This window comes from Streptosporangium sp. NPDC020072, assembly GCF_040631445.1.
Taxonomy (GTDB): domain Bacteria; phylum Actinomycetota; class Actinomycetes; order Streptosporangiales; family Streptosporangiaceae; genus Streptosporangium.
On sequence record NZ_JBEYAB010000017.1, the window covers coordinates 53625 to 68265 of the forward strand.

Consider the following 14641-nt stretch of genomic DNA (forward strand, 5'->3'; position numbering starts at 1 on the left):
TTCGCCGTGTTCCGCCTCAGGGCGTCGTTCAGCTCGTCGTCCCGCTCACCAGGGCCCTGATCAGCCTGCGCCGCTGCTGCGCTCCCAGGCCGCCGAGACGGCGGGTCTCGTCGACCTCGGCCCGCTGCATGAGCTGGGCCGCCTTGATGCTGCCGATCCCCGGCAGGGCGCGCAGCGCCTGCGAGACCTTGATGCGCCTGGCGATCTCGTCGTTCCTGGAGAGCAGCTGCTCAAGGCTGATCGATCCCGCCTTGACCTCGGCCAGAAGCCTGGCCCTGGCGACACGGGTCTCGGCGGCCTTGGCGAGGGCCGCCTGACGCTGTTCGGGGGTTAGCTTGGGCAGAACCATGTTGATTTCTCCCTGATTACTTGGATTAAGACCGTCTGTTACCCAGAGCACAACGGCTAATCACCGACGGAAGCGGTCAAACCACATGGCTTACGGGACCTATCACGATATGCCCGGTTGGTTACCCCGGCCTTACCTGACTGTTCGTAGCCTCGACTCCATGGGGATCTGGCGAGGGCCGGACGGCATCGAGGTCGAGGCGGTCGTGCTCAACGATCGACCGTGCCTGCGTGTCACCCGGCGGGTCGGCGAACGGCGGGTTCTGCTGGCGTACTGCCTGGACGTGCGCGAGGTCGGCGAGCACGTCGATCTCGCCGAGCTTGTCGCGACATAGGACGACACGGGAGTGGTGGAGGCCGCTCACACGCCCGGCGCGGTTTCACAGATCACGGTCACGTCCGATCCGGTACCCGTGTGAACTTTCACGGCCCGTGAGACGTCCGAGTAGTGGGAGGCCCGAATGGAAGTTCTGGACGGCCTCGTCGACGAAGACCTCCGCCTGGAGCTCATCCTCGTCGAGGCCTTGTACGGGGAAGCGGAACGGCTGGCCGCCCAGTCGGACCGCTGAAGGCCCCAGGTGCCTGCCGTCCCCCCATGGGACGGCAGGCACCTCCCCGACGATGAGGGGAATGGCGTTAACTGTCCCCATGAACAAGCGCGAGCTGATCGAGAAGGCCGCGGCCGAGGCGGGACTCACCAGGAGGCAGACCGCGGCGGCCCTCGAAGCGATCCTGGGAACCATCCAGACAGCCGTCGCGGCCGAGGAGAAGGTCGCGATCCCAGGCTTCGGTTCCTTCGAGATCGTCCACAAACCCGCACGGACCGGCCGTAACCCACAGACCGGGGAACCCCTGGAGATCGCCGAGACCTGGACCGCGAGGTTCAAGCCGAGCCCGGGGTTCATGGGCCTCATCCGCCAGCGCAAGAAGGACTGACCCCACCGGGCGCGGAACCGGCCGGTCCCGTGTCAGCTCCGTACGGCCACAGCCGACCAGCGTCCTTCGTGCCGGCCGACCCGCAGCGGCCTGCCGAAGCAGCCGGACAGGTTCTCCTCCGTCAGCACCCGCTCGACCGGCCCCGCCGCGCAGATCCGCGACTCGCGCATCAGCAGAGCGTGGGTCGTGGTCGCGGGCACCTCCTCAAGGTGGTGGGTGACCGTGACCGTGGTCAGCGCGGGCCGGGTCATGGCGAGGCCCTCCACCGCGGTGATCAGGTCCTCCCGGGCCGGAAGGTCGAGCCCGGCGAACGGCTCGTCGAGCAGCAGGAGAACCGGATCGGCCATCAACGCCCTCGCGACGCGGATCCTGGCCCGTTCTCCCTGCGAGCAGACCCGGAAGAGCCGCTCAGCCAGCTCCCCGCAGCCCATCTCGCCCAGCATCCGGTGGGCGCGTTCGTGCTCCTCGGGCCGGTAACGGTCCCACAGCGGGGCGCTCGTGCCGGTGTGACCGGTCAGCACGACCGTGTGGGCGCTCGCGCCCTCCTCCTCAAGCAGTTCCTCGTCGACAAGCCGCTGGCTCGCGGCGACCAGGCCGATGTGGCGGCGCAGTTCCCGCAGGTCCATCCGGCCAAGCCGCTGGCCGAGCACGGTCACCGTGCCCTCCGTCGGATGCCGTACGGCCGCCGCCAGCGACAGCAGAGTCGTCTTGCCCGCGCCGTTCGGCCCGAGCACCACCCAGTGCTCGCCGTACCCGACCCGCCAGTCGACCCCGTCCAGCAACGTCCCACCGACCACCCGGACACCGACGCCGCTCAACTCGACCGCACCCGGCGCGAGTCCGCCCACAGGCCTCCCCCTCCGACTCGACACGCGCCGATCACCCTAACGGACGCCCCGGCGGGATCACTCCCCGGACTTGAGGGCGGGCGCCGCGCTCGACGAGGGGAGGGACGGCGGCACCGCCGTGGAGCCTCCCGTGACGGGGGCGACGCTCTCGCTCCCCCCCACCTGCGGGACCGGGGTGAGGAACGACTTGGACTCACCCGGGCTCGCCGGGCACTCCACGCCCTTGTCCAGGGTGCCCGCGCAGCCGACCGGCTCCTCCGCCTCGGCGGTTTCCCTGGTCCACCGCGGGAGCCGCGACCACCGCGGAAGCCTCGGATAACGCCTCGGATAGTGCTGCGGCCTGGCGAACCCCGGCTCCTCGAAGGCAGGCGGAAGAGCAGGGGGCTCCGTGACACCGGCCGTGGGCGTGGCGACCGGAGCGGCCGGAACCGCCGAGACGACCGGGACCGCCGACGCCCCCGGGGCCACCGGGGTCGGCGGCGGCGGCCCCTTCGGCGTGGCGGGCCGCCCCGTCTCCCTCCGGGCACGCTCCGCCGGGCTCCCGTGGACCGGTGCGATCACCGCGGGAAGCTCCCCCACCTCGGGATCGGCGTACGGCCTGGCCCCTCCCCTGGCCGCCGCCAAGACCGTGACGGCCGCCATGACGAGGGTGGCCAGCGCCGCGAAACCCGCCTGCGTCCGGTGCGGCCGTCGCTGCGGCACCGTCTTCGCCACCCGGTGGGAGGCGGAACCCGCCCCGACCGAGGGGCGCTCCCCGCCCGCCCCGCTTTCCGCCCTCACCGGGAACGACCCCTGCCCCGCCCCGCCCCGGGGCCACGGCACCGGGGTCCAGATCCACCCGAGCACCTCGGCGACCGCCACGCGGAGATTCCCCGGGGCGCCGACCCCTCCCGCGGCGAGCAACGCGCCGAGCAGGTCGGCGGCGCCCGGCCGCCGCGCGGGATCCTTGGCGAGCGCGGCCTCGACCACCGGGCGCAGCCTCTCGGGAAGACCGGTCAGCTCCGGCGGATCGGCCAGCACGCGGCGGGCCAGCGCCTCGGCGTCCCCCGCGCCGAAGGGATGGGAGCCGGTGGCGGCGTAGGCGACCAGGCATCCCCAGGCGAAGACGTCGGAGGCGGGCAGCGCGGGCCCACCGGTGAGCCGCTCCGGCGAGACCCAGCCGGGACTGCCCATGACCTGCCCCGCCTCGGTGTGCGCGACGAGGGTGTCGACGCCCCTGGCGATGCCGAAGTCGATCAGCCTCGGCCCCTCCTCCGACAGCAGCACGTTGCCCGGCTTCAGGTCGCGGTGGACCAGGCCCGCCTCGTGCACCGCGACCAGCGCGGCCGCCACCCCCAGGGCGACGCCGTAGGCGAGGTCGGCGGACAGCGGCCCCACCCGGGCCATCACCTCCGACAGCGCGGGACCGGGGATGTACTCGCAGACGAGGTACTGGCGGTCGCCGTCCACACCGTCCTCGTAGACCCGCGCGGTGCAGAAGGGCACCACCCTCCGGGAGTTGACGATCTCCTCGGCGAAACGCGCGCGCAGGGTGACGTCGCCGAGGTGGGCCGGGTGCGGGGTCTTGAGCGCGACCACGTCCCCGTTCGGACGCTCGGCCAGGTAGACCACGCCCATGCCCCCGGCCCCCAGCCGTCCGAGCAGCCGGTGGCCGCCGACCGCGATCGGATCTCCTGACGTGAGGGGCCGCACGCCGGGCGGCATGCCGTACCTGGGACCAGTTCCGCCACGTGCCATCCTGGTTGAACCTCTCGTGTACGCGATGCGGCACACACACTGTGACGAACCCGGGAGCCCGCCGCCCGCGCCCCAGACCTAAGGGATGCGAAAGGTAAGGGGAATCATCCCTAACGGTAATCAACCTGTGACGCCATGTGACCGAGGAGACGGAAAAACCCGTTGCCCCGATCAAGATCGGCGACAACGATAGGACGGTTGTCCCGACGCTTCCCGGGGAGGCCGCCTTCCTTCTCTACCTTCACATCGCCTGGTACGGCTTCCGCCGCCACTTCGCCTACCGGTCCGCCGCCCTCGCCGGGGCCTTCACCAACACCGTCTTCGGCATCCTGCGCGCCTACGTGCTGATCGCCCTGTGGACCGCCCGGCCCGGCCTGGCGGGCTACGACCTCGCCGACGCCGTGACCTTCTGCTTCCTCAGCCAGGCCTTCATCGGGCCGATGCAGGTCTTCGGCGGAGGTCTGCAGCTGGCCGAACGCGTGCGCAACGGAGACGTGGCCGTCGACCTCGTCCGTCCCGCCTCGCTACAGCTGTGGAGCCTCTCCGACGACGTGGGCAGGGCCGCCCACCTGTTCCTGCTGCGCAGCCTGCCGCCGACGGTCGTCGGCGCGGTGCTCTTCGAACTGGTCCTGCCCCCCGGCCCCGCCGCCTGGCTCTCCTTCGCCGCGGGCTTCGCGCTCGGGGTCGTCGTCAGCTTCGCCTGGCGCTATCTCATCGCGCTCTCCGCCTGCTGGCTCGTCGACGACAGGGGCACGCAGTCGCTGTCACTGGTCCTGACGCTCTTCTTCAGCGGCATGGTGCTGCCGCTGAACCTGTTCCCCGGCTGGCTCGGCGACCTCGCCCGCGTGCTGCCCTGGTCGGCGATGGTCCAGGTCCCCGCCGACCTCTACCTCGGCAAGCGCGACATCCTCGACGCCCTGGGCTTCCAGGCCGCCTGGGCGGTCGCCCTGCTCACCCTCGGCGCCCTGGCGACCTCCGCCGCCCGCCGCAAGGTCGTGATCCAGGGTGGTTGACATGGTCAGGACCTATCTCCTGCTCGCCTGGACCTGGCTGCGGGCCTCCGCCCAGTATCCGGGGCCGCTGATCACGATGGCCGTGAGCTCGTTCGCCATCAACATGCTCGACGTCCTGGCGATCTGGGTGATCTTCGAACACACCCGCTCGCTCGCCGGATTCGGCCTGTCCGAGGTCATGTTCCTGTACGGCACGTCGAGTCTGGCCTTCGGGGTGAGCGACATGCTCTTCGGCAACCTGGACCGGCTCAGCCAGCACATCAGGACGGGCGGGTTCGACATCATGCTCATCCGTCCGGCGAGCGCCTTCGTCCAGATGGCCGTCGACCGCTTCAGTGTGCACCGCTTCGGCAGGGTCACCCAGGCCGCGGTCGTGCTCGCCATCGCCCTGCCGGGACTCGACCTGCCCTGGAACAGGGCCTGGGCGATCCCGCCGATGATCCTGTGCGGAATCGTCATCTTCTCCTCTCTCTTCGCCCTGGCCGGCGCGGCGCAGTTCCTGCTGACCGACGCGCCCGAGGTGGCCAACGCCTTCACCTACGGCGGCAACGCGCTCACCCAGTACCCGCTGAACGTCTACAGCCGCGACCTCGTCAGAGGAGTCACCTTCGTCGTGCCACTGGCCTTCGTGAACTGGCAGCCCACATTGTTCGTGCTGGACCGGCCCGACCCGCTCGGCCTGCCGTACTGGCTGCGTTTCGCCTCCCCGCTCGCCGCGCTGACGCTGGCCGCCGTCGCCGCGTTCGCCTGGCGGGCGGGCGTCCGCCGCTACCGCTCGACAGGGAGCTGACACGACATGATCGAGGTTCAGGGAGTCGGCCGCTCGTTCACCGTCGGCCGCCGCAGCGCGCGTAAGACGGTGCACGCCGTACGGGACCTGTCGTTCGCGGTCGGGGCCGGGGAGTTCGTCGGCTATCTCGGCCCGAACGGCGCGGGCAAGTCGACCACCATCAAGATGCTCACCGGCATTCTCGCGCCGACCGCGGGCCGCATCGAGGTGGCCGGGTTCGACCCGGCCCGGCGCCGTACGGCTCTCGCGCGCAGGATCGGCGTGGTCTTCGGCCAGCGGACCACCCTGTGGTGGGACCTGCCGCTGCGGGACAGCTTCGAACTGATCCGGCACCTTTACAAAGTAGATCGCGTTGTCTTCCGGGAGAGGCTTGAGGAGTTGTCCTGCCTGCTCGGCCTGGAGTCCTTCATGACCACCCCGGTCCGCCAGCTCAGCCTGGGGCAGCGCATGCGCGGTGACGTCACCGCGGCCCTGCTGCACGACCCCGCCGTGCTCGTGCTCGACGAGCCGACCATCGGCCTGGACGTGGTCAGCAAGGCCGCCATGCGGGATTTCCTGAGCCGCCGCAACGCCGAGCACGGCACCACTGTCCTGCTCACCACCCACGACCTGGGCGACATCGAGCGGCTCTGCCGCCGGGTGATGCTCATCGACCACGGCCGCCTGACGTTCGACGGCACCCTCGACGACCTGCGCGCGACCGTTCCCGAGGAGAAGTCCATCGAGGACGTGGTCGCCCGTCTCTACACCGGCGGAACCGCGCCGGCCGCGGAACCGTCCGGCTGAGCGTCGTCGCGGGGACGGTGACCGGCCCGCTCTGGGAACGGGCCGGTCACCGGCTCGCGGCTGGACGCCGCCGGGGAGCGGGACGCCGGGGCGCAGGCACCGGCGCGGAGCCGGGGACGTCCGTCACCGCGGGCGACGCCCGACGCGCGCCCCAGCGGTCAGGGGGATGGGAGCGCACGCCGGGCTGGAGGGGTGGGTCCGGGGTCAGGCCGTGAGATTGACGTAGTAGCTGGAGTAACCGTTCAGATCGACCAGACGGGCGCCGACCCGCCGCGCGGCGGTGCTGCCGACGTTCAGGCAGGAGTCGAAGGCGTCCCGGTAGACGTAGAACGGGCCGTGGGAGCCGGTCCACACCGCGCCGTCGGCGGCCTCGGCGTAGAAGGCGGCATAGCGGTTGCCCGTGTTGAGGATGTAGGCCTCACCACCCGGGTCGACGGCCCACCAGCCCCGGGTGCCCCACTGTCCCTGGTCGCGGCAGCCGTCCGGGCTGTAGAACATGATCGCGATCCATGCCCTGGCGGTGTAGCGGTTGCGGAAGTGCAATTCCATGACCTATCCCTCCGGCTCCGCGAAGCGCTGGGCAAGCGGTCTGCCGTCCGGCCGCTCCTCGGCCAGCGGGGGCAGGTGGCCACCGGCGCCCGTCGTGGCGGTGACGCCCTCGGCGGCGCCCGGGCACGCGTCGGTCTCACCGACGCGCGATCCCGTCTCTCCGGCGAACGCCACCCGGGGGTCGGGGCGACGCTCGGTGCCGTTGTCGGGCATGCCTCACCTCTGTCTCGCGAGTACGTAGGGTGATAAGTCAACAACGTACAGTTACGCAACGGGTATGTAAAGAGGAGTTCCGGCGCATCCGACGCCCACGGCGCCACATTCCGGGCAGAGTCCGGAAAGATCTTCCCCGGGCCGTCCGCGCCCCGGCTTTCGCGTCCGTGCCCGGCCATGAGCCCGGAACGGCGGGGGAGGCCGGAGCGTGAGAGCATATGGGCGTCATGCATGCCCGCCTCCCGTTACGCCTCATGCGCACGGCCGCCTTCTCGGCCGTCTGCGTGACGCTCGCCGTGCTCGGCCATCTGGCCGCGGGCGGCTCGGGGCCCGAGTCGTGGGCGGTCGCGGCCGGTGGCGCCACGGTCATGGCGTTGACGGCGGCGCTGGCCGGTCGTGAACGGTCGGCGACGACGATCGGCGTGACCCTGTCCGGCATGCAACTGTTCCTACACGAACTGTTCGCCTTCGACGACCCCTCGGGGATCTCACTGGCCGTACACGGCCACGGCGGCAGGCTGGGCGAGGGCCTCGGCATGATCATCGCGCACCTCACCGCGACGCTGATCACCGGCTGGTGGCTGTCACGCGGCGAGGCCGCCCTGTGGGCGCTGCTGCGCGCCGCCGGACGGCGGCTCAGCGCGGCTCTGCGCCTGCTCCCGCTGCCCTCGATCCCCGCTCCTGCGCGCACGGCGCCCGCCACCGTCGCCCCCGTCCCCGCCGGGCGGCTGCTCCGCCATACCGTCAGCAGACGCGGTCCTCCACTTCCCGCCGTCTGAGATCGCCTGACACCTGTGTCACCTGTCACCGCCGGAACAGAACACGAAGTATCGAAGTGGAGTCTCCAAGCATGTCCCTTTCCTCAGTGTGCCGCCGTGCCGCCGCCGTGACCGCCGGCGCCGTCGCGCTCACCATCGGCCTGGCGCTGCCCGCCCTCGCGCACGTGAGCATCAACCCGGGAACCGCGGAGCAGGGCGGGTTCACCAAGGTCGCCTTCCGGGTGCCGAACGAGCGTGACAACGCCTCGACCGAGAAGGTCGAGGTGGAGTTCCCCACCGACCACCCGCTGCCGTTCGTCTCGGTCAAGCCGGTACCCGGCTGGGACGTCAAGGTGGTAACCGGCAAGCTTCCCAAGCCGGTGACGACCGAGTACGGCGAGATCACCGAGGCCGTCACGAAGGTCACCTGGTCGGGCGGGAAGATCGGCCCCAGCCAGTTCCAGGAGTTCGAGGTCTCCATGGGGATGCTCCCCAAGGACACCGACCAGCTCACCTTCCCCACCACCCAGACCTACACCGGTGGTGAGGTCGTCAAGTGGGCCGACCCGCCCAAGGCCGACGGCTCCGAGGCCGACCGCCCGGTCCCGACCCTGAGGCTCACCCCCTCGACCGGGGGTGACGAGCACGGCGCCGGAGCGGCCAGCCCGTCCGCCACGGCCACCGTGGCCGCCCACGAGTCCGAGGCCGCCAAGCCCGCCGCGCAGGCGTCCTCCTCGGACGGCACCGCACGGCTGCTGGGCGGGGCCGGCCTGCTGGCCGGAGTCGTGGGCGTCGTGGTCGGCGTGCTCGGCCTGCGCCGTGGAGGACGCGCCTCCTGACCCGCCGGTGAGGCGCTCCGGCGGGAGGCTCGTGGAGAGGCTTCCGCGGAGAAGCCTCGGCGGAGACGAGAACAGACGGCGGGGGCCCGCGGATCGATTCCGCGGGCCCCCGCCTCCGTCTCCCCCGGCCGGATCAGCCGCTGATGTCCTTGCCGCTGAACCTGGCCCACGCGATCGAACCGAAGATCACGATGTAGGCGCCGAACACCAGCAGCCCCTGTCCCATCTCCCCGGTGGCGACCGGGTCTCGCAACACCCCGTCGAAACCGCTCCACCAGCTCGACAGCAGGTACGGCCGCAGCCCGGACAACTGCGGGATGACCCCGAGCACCTGGGCGACGATGACCAGCACCACGGTCGCGGCGATGGCGCCGATGGCGATCTCCGTCAGCGTCGAGAACGCCAGCGAGATCGCCGCCAGCGCCGCCATTCCCGCCGCGACGTACAGCACGACGAGCCCGATCCTCAGCAGTCCCTCGGCCATGGGGATCGTCCCGCCGGACAGCAGGGTGATCGGCCCCGCCGGGAACAACAGCAGCCCGGTGAGCAGCGCCGACGACGCGACCGCCGCCACGGCCGCCAAGCAGAAGATCACCGCGTTGGCGTACTTGACCACCAGCAGCCTGGTGCGGCCCACCGGAACCGCCAGCAGGTAGCGCAGCGTGCCGATGCCCGCCTCCCCCGCGATCGAGTCCCCGGCGACCACCGCGACCGAGACCGGCAGCAGCAACTGCACCAGCAGGGAGAGCGCGGCGAAGGTGAGGAACAGCCCGTTGCCGGTGATCTGGGTGAAGACGCCGGGAGCGCCGTCACCGGGCTCGGGTCCGCCGAACGCCCTGAGCGCGACGCCGAGCAGCACCGGCACCAGGACGAGCACCCCCAGCATGGCGAGGTTCCTCGGCCTGCGGAAGGTCAGCCCGACCTCGGAGAAGAGGAAGCGCATGAGACCGTGCCTCTTTGCGACGCCTTCGGCGTCGCGGGCTTGGGCGCTTTCGGGTCGGCGCTTTCCCTCGTCGTTCGTCCGCTGCGCTCCCTCACTCCTCAGTCCAAGCGCCGACGCGCCCAAGCCGGAGTCCTTCGCGCTGTCTTCCTTGGTGCGGGCCAGGCCGGGGGTGGGGCCTTCTAAGGCGTCGGTTTCGGAGGGCGGGGTGTCCTTCTCTCCGGTGTTCTGGGGGGCGGTCATTGTCTGGTTCGGGGAACCCTTCTCAGCCGGCGACATCGAAACCCTCTCCGGTCAGGCCGACGAACACGTCCTCAAGACTTGGGCGGCGTACGGCCAGGCCGCGCACCGCGACACCGGCGGTGACCAGTTCGGCGCAGATCCGCTCGGCGGCCTTCTCGCCCAGTTCCGCGCTCACCTCGTCCTCGCGGTCCTCGCCGAGCCGTACTCCCGCCAGGCCCAGGTCCGCCAGCACGGCCGCCGCGGCCGCGACGTCCGGTGTCTCGACGCTGATCCTGACCGCCTCCGCGGCTCTGAGGGTGGCCAGAGGACCCTGGGCGGCCAGCCGTCCGGCCCGCATCACGGCCACGTGGGAGCACATCTGCTCGATCTCGGCCAGCAGGTGGGAGGAGACGAACACGGTCGTGCCCTCCGCCGCGATCTCCTTGACCAGGCCGCGCACCTCCCTGGTGCCCTGCGGGTCGAGGCCGTTGGTCGGCTCGTCGAGGATCAGCAGTTCCCTGGGCCGCAGCAACGCGGCGGCGATCGCCAGGCGCTGACGCATGCCGAGGGAGTAGGCGCGGTAACGCTTGCGGGCGGCGGCCGTGAGCCCGACCCTTTCGAGGGCCTCACCGATCCTGGCCGAGGCGGTACGGGGATCGACCGTGAGGTCGGCCGCGTCGTAGCGGCGCAGATTGGCCTCACCGGACAGGTAGGGATAGAAGGACGGCCCCTCCACCAGCGCGCCCACCCTCGGCAGCGCCGTCCGCAGGCCGTCCGGCATGGCGGTGCCGAGCAGTTCCCAGCCGCCCTCCGAGGGGGCGACCAGGCCGAGGAGCATACGGATCGTCGTGGTCTTTCCCGAGCCGTTGGGGCCGAGGAACCCGAAGACGCTTCCCTTCGGCACGGCAAGGTCCAGGTGGTCGACGGCCACCTGGCCGCCCCTGAAGCGTTTGGTCAGTCCGCGGGTGACGATCGAGTAGTCCTCCGTGCGGGCCTCGGGAGGCACAGCGGAGGAAGCGGAGGAGGATCTGTCCTCCTGGACGGTCAGCATGGCTCTCCCATCGTCGCCTGTGTCGTCTCCGCCTTCGAGCGCGACGGCCCTCCGCTCGCGGCGTCGTTCCTGGGGCGTGGCCCGACGGGCCGGAGGGTGGGTACGGCCCCGCTCCGCCCCGCCGGAGTCCCGGTCCCGGGAGACGTGGGCGCGTCCCCCGGGGCCGGCCGCCGGGAGTCATGGCCCTCCCGGCGTCCCGTTCGTCAGCTCGCCGCCGCTTCCTGCAGCCTCTCCGGGGTGACCGCGCCGACCAGCAGGCGGCCGTCGTCGGTCAGCAGCGCCGAGAGCAGCTTGCTCTGGATGACCCTGCCGCTGCCCCACGGCCCGCTGACCTGCTTGGCCGACCTCAGCAGGGCGTCCGCGAGGGCGTTCGCGTTCCCCGCCGGGCCGTCCGCGTCCTGGGACCGGTTCGCGCCGAGGTCCTTGACGGAGAAGGGGAGCACCGCGACCGAGGTCCAGCCCTGCCCGACGACCTTGGCCCTGCCCTTCAGCGCCCGTTCCCGTTCCTGCCTGGCCCGGTCCTGCTCGCTGAACTCGTCGGCGGCCCGCTCGGTCACCTTCGCCCCCGCGGGCGGGGTGAAGGTGAAGTTCTCCGCGGCGGGCGGGGTGAACGTGACCGAGGTGAAACCGACCTCGAAGGCCGGCTCGGCGGCGCTCTTGGCGTAGACCTGCACCCGCAGGGGGACGAAGGTCTCCCCGTCGAGCGCCAGCTTGACCTCCTTGACCAGGGACGCGCCGTCCTTGGGAGCCAGGACGAGCTGGTAGGCGGGGCGGTCGGCGACCCGCTCGGTGTTGCTCACGCTCACCACGGTGTCCGTGGCCGCCCTGCTCAGCACCTGCTGCGCGGCCTGCTGCGGAGTGGTCGCGGAGGGAAGCGCGGTGGCGTGCTTGTCCTGCGCCTCGGGGTCCACCCCGTTGATCCGGGTGGCCTCGTTGTCCTCGCTGCGCCACAGCCAGACCTGGTCGCCGTTGACGATCAGGTCGGTCTCGCTCATCTTGCCCGGAAGAGCCAGCCTGAGCCGGTCCGCGCCGCCGTACCAGACCTTGAGCTCGTGTGAGCCCGCCAGCAGGGCGGCGGGTGAGGAGCCGCCCATGCCCGAGATCTCCGGCAGGCCGGGAAGTCCCAGGGAGGCTGTCTGAATGACGGTGCCCGACATGGGCTTCATGCCGGACCGGGAGGCCGTGGCGGCGTCGGCGAGCAGCTGCTGCGCCGTACGCGCGGGGAGCGTGGGCTCCCCCTGGACGGCTGCGATGACCGGGCCCGCTCCGATGGCCGCGGCTACCACCGCGATCGCAGCGACCGGCACACCCCATCTCGTCACGCGGCTTCGCCTTGTTCGTTCAGACATGTCACTCCTTTACGGTAGTGCGTCGATCGTTTCTGAAGGCAGCTTGCGTGACCGTTCCTGTGCCGGAGCTGAGACAGACTGAGAGGTCTCACAGGTTCTCAGCGGTCTCTCAGTGCCGCTGGCCGAAGATGGGGGCGAAGGCGGAGGTGGTGGGGGATGCGGGTTCTCGTCGTTGAGGACGAGCGGCGGATGGCCGCGGCGCTCCAGCGCGGGCTGCAGGCCGAGGGGTTCGCGGTCGACCTCGCGCATGACGGCGAGGAGGGACTGCACCTGGCCAGGGTCGGCGACTACGACGTGGTCGTGCTGGACATCATGCTGCCGAGGATCTCCGGCTACAACGTCTGCAAGCAGTTGCGGGCCGAGGAGAACTGGGTGCCGATCCTGATGCTGTCGGCGAAGGACGGCGAGTACGACATGGCCGACGGCCTCGATCTGGGCGCCGACGACTACCTGACCAAGCCGTTCTCCTACGTCGTGCTGGTCGCCAGGCTCAGGGCGCTGCTGCGCCGGGGCGCGAACCGGCGCCCCGCCGTGCTGCGGGCCGGTGACCTGACCCTGGACCCCGCGCGGCGCCGTGTTTCCAGGGGGCAGCAGCCGATCGAGCTGACACCCAGGGAGTTCGCCCTCCTGGAGTACCTCATGCGCCACCACGACGAGGTGGTCTCCAAGTCCGAGATCCTGGAACACGTGTGGGACACCTTCGACACCGACCCCAACGTGGTCGAGGTCTACGTGGGCTACCTGCGCCGCAAGGTCGACGCGCCGTTCTCCAGGAACGCGCTGCAGACCGTCAGGGGGGCCGGGTACCGGCTCGCGGGCGATGGCGGCTGACCCGCGCACGCGGGGCGGGCGCCGTACGGCCGGTTGGTGGCGGCGCAAGAGCCTGCGTTTCCGGCTGACCGCGGTCGCCTCCGCCGTGCTCGCGCTCGCGCTGGTCGTCTCGGCGTACGTGATGGTCGGCGTGCTGGGCCAGGCGCTGATCACCACCATCGACGACGCGATCTACCAGCGGGCGCGCGACACGGTCTCGCTGGCCGACGCCGGGCGGCTGCCGGACGAGCTGACCACCTCGGACGGCACGCTGCTGCAGGTGATCGACGGCCGGGGGCGGATCACCCACGCGACCACCGGCACCGACCGGCTGGTGCCGCTGCTGAGCGCGTCCGAGCGGGCCTCCGCGATCACCAAGGGAAGGGCGCGGTTCGTCAACGGCGAGCCGTACGGCATCCCGCATCTGCTTCGGGTACGGGTGCTCAGCGCGGACCGGGGGCAGAGTGTGATCTCGGCGCGCTCGTTCCGTGAGGTGGAGACCAGCCTCAGTACGGCCGGTCACGTGCTGGTCGTCGGCACGCCGCTGCTGCTCGTGCTGCTCGCCGGCGCCAGCTGGGTGATCATCGGCAGGACGCTGCGTCCCATCGCCGCGCTGCGCAGGGGCGCGGACGAGATCACCGACACCGCGCGTTCCAGGCGGCTGCCGGTGCCCGAGGCCAGGGACGAGGTGCACAGCCTCGCCACCACCCTCAACGACATGCTGACCAGGCTCGAACAGGCCGACGCGCGGCAGCGGTCCCTGGTCTCCGACGCGGCGCACGAGCTGCGCAGCCCGCTGGCCAGTATCCGTCTCCAGCTTGAGGTCGCGCTCGGCCATCCCGAGGGGCAGGACTGGCGGGAGACGGCCGAGGGCGTGCTTGAGGACACCATGCGCCTGTCCAGGCTGGCCGAGGACCTGCTCGCCCTGGCCAGGCTCGACGAGCGGGGCGGCCCCGCCCGCAGGGAGCCCGTCGAACTGGAGCAGCTCATCCAGCAGACCGTCGAGCGCTACGGCGAGGCCGTCACGGTACGGCTGCCCGCCCCGGCGGGCGACTCCCCCACGAGGGCGGCCGTGGTGACGGGCGACGCTCTCGACCTGGGGCGGGTGCTGGTCAACCTCGTGGACAACGCGCTGCGGTACACCTCGGCCCCGGTGGTGGTCGAGTTGCGCGTCGAGGGCGCGGACGCGGTGCTGACCGTCACCGACGACGGCCCCGGCGTCCCCGAACCGGACAGGGAACGGGTCTTCGACCGTTTCACCCGGCTGGACAGCGCGCGCAGCCGTGACGAGGGCGGTTCCGGGCTCGGCCTGGCGATCGTCAGGGAGACGGTCAACGCCCACGGCGGCGCGGTGCACCTGGAGGATGCCTCGCCTGGTTTACGGGCAGTTGTACGACTTCCGCTATCTTGACCGACGCTTGTCCATCATGTGCTTGGCCGGGAAGGGCCCGG

General features: G+C 71.3%; 17 protein-coding genes. 9 read left to right on the plus strand and 8 right to left on the minus strand.

Annotated elements, in window-relative coordinates:
- Positions 1 to 28 precede the first annotated feature (28 nt).
- Complete coding sequence (gene mihF / locus ABZ470_RS34395) at positions 29 to 349, minus strand: integration host factor, actinobacterial type (RefSeq protein WP_352009390.1); 321 nt, start codon at positions 347 to 349, stop codon at positions 29 to 31.
- A gap of 160 nt (positions 350 to 509) precedes the next feature.
- Between mihF and ABZ470_RS34400 the strand changes: the two genes are divergently transcribed.
- Together ABZ470_RS34400 and ABZ470_RS34405 are read left to right on the plus strand one after the other, a co-directional pair.
- Positions 510 to 683, plus strand: a complete 174-nt coding sequence (locus tag ABZ470_RS34400) for a hypothetical protein (RefSeq protein ID WP_352009389.1) — start codon at positions 510 to 512, stop codon at positions 681 to 683.
- Positions 684 to 996: 313 nt separating this feature from the next.
- Entirely contained in the window at positions 997 to 1284 is a 288-nt protein-coding gene (locus ABZ470_RS34405; RefSeq protein ID WP_184714124.1) for an HU family DNA-binding protein, read from the plus strand.
- A 32-nt stretch (positions 1285 to 1316) separates the two neighbouring features.
- Here the strand turns inward: ABZ470_RS34405 and ABZ470_RS34410 are convergent, their stop codons facing one another.
- Together ABZ470_RS34410 and ABZ470_RS34415 are read right to left on the minus strand one after the other, a co-directional pair.
- A complete protein-coding gene (locus ABZ470_RS34410) occupies positions 1317 to 2132 on the minus strand; it encodes an ATP-binding cassette domain-containing protein (protein WP_352009388.1) in 816 nt (271 codons plus the stop codon).
- Positions 2133 to 2189: 57 nt separating this feature from the next.
- Positions 2190 to 3869, minus strand: a complete 1680-nt coding sequence (locus tag ABZ470_RS34415; protein ID WP_362916670.1) for a protein kinase — start codon at positions 3867 to 3869, stop codon at positions 2190 to 2192.
- A gap of 137 nt (positions 3870 to 4006) precedes the next feature.
- Between ABZ470_RS34415 and ABZ470_RS34420 the strand changes: the two genes are divergently transcribed.
- From ABZ470_RS34420 to ABZ470_RS34430, 3 genes are read left to right on the plus strand one after another with little or no spacing between them, the layout of a single operon-like run.
- Positions 4007 to 4882: an ABC-2 family transporter protein gene (locus ABZ470_RS34420; RefSeq protein WP_362916672.1), complete on the plus strand. Its 876-nt coding sequence runs from the start codon at positions 4007 to 4009 to the stop codon at positions 4880 to 4882.
- A 1-nt stretch (position 4883) separates the two neighbouring features.
- Positions 4884 to 5672: an ABC-2 family transporter protein gene (locus ABZ470_RS34425; protein WP_362916674.1), complete on the plus strand. Its 789-nt coding sequence runs from the start codon at positions 4884 to 4886 to the stop codon at positions 5670 to 5672.
- Between the two features lie 6 nt (positions 5673 to 5678).
- Entirely contained in the window at positions 5679 to 6458 is a 780-nt protein-coding gene (locus ABZ470_RS34430; RefSeq protein ID WP_362916676.1) for an ATP-binding cassette domain-containing protein, read from the plus strand.
- A 204-nt stretch (positions 6459 to 6662) separates the two neighbouring features.
- Here ABZ470_RS34430 and ABZ470_RS34435 read toward each other — a convergent pair whose 3' ends face one another.
- Both ABZ470_RS34435 and ABZ470_RS34440 read right to left on the minus strand, forming a co-directional pair.
- On the minus strand, positions 6663 to 7007 hold the full coding sequence (locus tag ABZ470_RS34435) for a DUF1036 domain-containing protein (protein ID WP_362916678.1): 345 nt from the start codon (positions 7005 to 7007) through the stop codon (positions 6663 to 6665).
- 3 nt (positions 7008 to 7010) lie between these two features.
- On the minus strand, positions 7011 to 7220 hold the full coding sequence (locus tag ABZ470_RS34440) for a hypothetical protein (RefSeq protein WP_362916680.1): 210 nt from the start codon (positions 7218 to 7220) through the stop codon (positions 7011 to 7013).
- Between the two features lie 254 nt (positions 7221 to 7474).
- Here ABZ470_RS34440 and ABZ470_RS34445 point away from each other — a divergent pair, with 254 nt between their 5' ends.
- Together ABZ470_RS34445 and ABZ470_RS34450 are read left to right on the plus strand one after the other, a co-directional pair.
- Positions 7475 to 7999, plus strand: coding sequence for an MFS transporter (locus tag ABZ470_RS34445; RefSeq protein WP_362916682.1), 525 nt, complete (start codon positions 7475 to 7477; stop codon positions 7997 to 7999).
- A 71-nt stretch (positions 8000 to 8070) separates the two neighbouring features.
- On the plus strand, positions 8071 to 8817 hold the full coding sequence (locus ABZ470_RS34450) for a YcnI family protein (protein ID WP_352009380.1): 747 nt from the start codon (positions 8071 to 8073) through the stop codon (positions 8815 to 8817).
- Between the two features lie 133 nt (positions 8818 to 8950).
- On the opposite strand, the gene ABZ470_RS34455 is transcribed toward ABZ470_RS34450, so the two are convergent.
- From ABZ470_RS34455 to ABZ470_RS34465, 3 genes are all read right to left on the minus strand, one after another.
- On the minus strand, positions 8951 to 9760 hold the full coding sequence (locus tag ABZ470_RS34455; protein ID WP_352009379.1) for an ABC transporter permease: 810 nt from the start codon (positions 9758 to 9760) through the stop codon (positions 8951 to 8953).
- A 262-nt stretch (positions 9761 to 10022) separates the two neighbouring features.
- On the minus strand, positions 10023 to 11030 hold the full coding sequence (locus ABZ470_RS34460; protein WP_362771854.1) for an ABC transporter ATP-binding protein: 1008 nt from the start codon (positions 11028 to 11030) through the stop codon (positions 10023 to 10025).
- A 203-nt stretch (positions 11031 to 11233) separates the two neighbouring features.
- Entirely contained in the window at positions 11234 to 12352 is a 1119-nt protein-coding gene (locus ABZ470_RS34465) for a DUF2092 domain-containing protein (RefSeq protein ID WP_352009377.1), read from the minus strand.
- Positions 12353 to 12535: 183 nt separating this feature from the next.
- On the opposite strand from ABZ470_RS34465, the gene ABZ470_RS34470 reads away from it, so the two are divergent.
- Positions 12536 to 13210, plus strand: coding sequence for a response regulator transcription factor (locus ABZ470_RS34470; protein ID WP_352009376.1), 675 nt, complete (start codon positions 12536 to 12538; stop codon positions 13208 to 13210).
- A complete protein-coding gene (locus ABZ470_RS34475; protein ID WP_362916684.1) occupies positions 13200 to 14600 on the plus strand; it encodes an ATP-binding protein in 1401 nt (466 codons plus the stop codon). Before ABZ470_RS34470 ends, ABZ470_RS34475 begins: the two co-directional genes overlap by 11 nt.
- Positions 14601 to 14641 lie beyond the last annotated feature (41 nt).

Coding starts and splice junctions, on each gene's coding strand:
- ABZ470_RS34415 (WP_362916670.1), bottom strand. CDS start 3,869: ATGGCACGTGGCGGAACTGGTCCCAGGTACGGCATGCCGCCCGGCGTG.
- ABZ470_RS34455 (WP_352009379.1), bottom strand. CDS start 9,760: ATGCGCTTCCTCTTCTCCGAGGTCGGGCTGACCTTCCGCAGGCCGAGG.
- ABZ470_RS34405 (WP_184714124.1), top strand. CDS start 997: ATGAACAAGCGCGAGCTGATCGAGAAGGCCGCGGCCGAGGCGGGACTC.
- mihF (WP_352009390.1), bottom strand. CDS start 349: ATGGTTCTGCCCAAGCTAACCCCCGAACAGCGTCAGGCGGCCCTCGCC.
- ABZ470_RS34440 (WP_362916680.1), bottom strand. CDS start 7,220: ATGCCCGACAACGGCACCGAGCGTCGCCCCGACCCCCGGGTGGCGTTC.
- ABZ470_RS34430 (WP_362916676.1), top strand. CDS start 5,679: ATGATCGAGGTTCAGGGAGTCGGCCGCTCGTTCACCGTCGGCCGCCGC.
- ABZ470_RS34435 (WP_362916678.1), bottom strand. CDS start 7,007: ATGGAATTGCACTTCCGCAACCGCTACACCGCCAGGGCATGGATCGCG.
- ABZ470_RS34460 (WP_362771854.1), bottom strand. CDS start 11,030: ATGCTGACCGTCCAGGAGGACAGATCCTCCTCCGCTTCCTCCGCTGTG.
- ABZ470_RS34445 (WP_362916682.1), top strand. CDS start 7,475: ATGCGCACGGCCGCCTTCTCGGCCGTCTGCGTGACGCTCGCCGTGCTC.
- ABZ470_RS34450 (WP_352009380.1), top strand. CDS start 8,071: ATGTCCCTTTCCTCAGTGTGCCGCCGTGCCGCCGCCGTGACCGCCGGC.
- ABZ470_RS34475 (WP_362916684.1), top strand. CDS start 13,200: ATGGCGGCTGACCCGCGCACGCGGGGCGGGCGCCGTACGGCCGGTTGG.
- ABZ470_RS34470 (WP_352009376.1), top strand. CDS start 12,536: ATGCGGGTTCTCGTCGTTGAGGACGAGCGGCGGATGGCCGCGGCGCTC.
- ABZ470_RS34425 (WP_362916674.1), top strand. CDS start 4,884: ATGGTCAGGACCTATCTCCTGCTCGCCTGGACCTGGCTGCGGGCCTCC.
- ABZ470_RS34400 (WP_352009389.1), top strand. CDS start 510: ATGGGGATCTGGCGAGGGCCGGACGGCATCGAGGTCGAGGCGGTCGTG.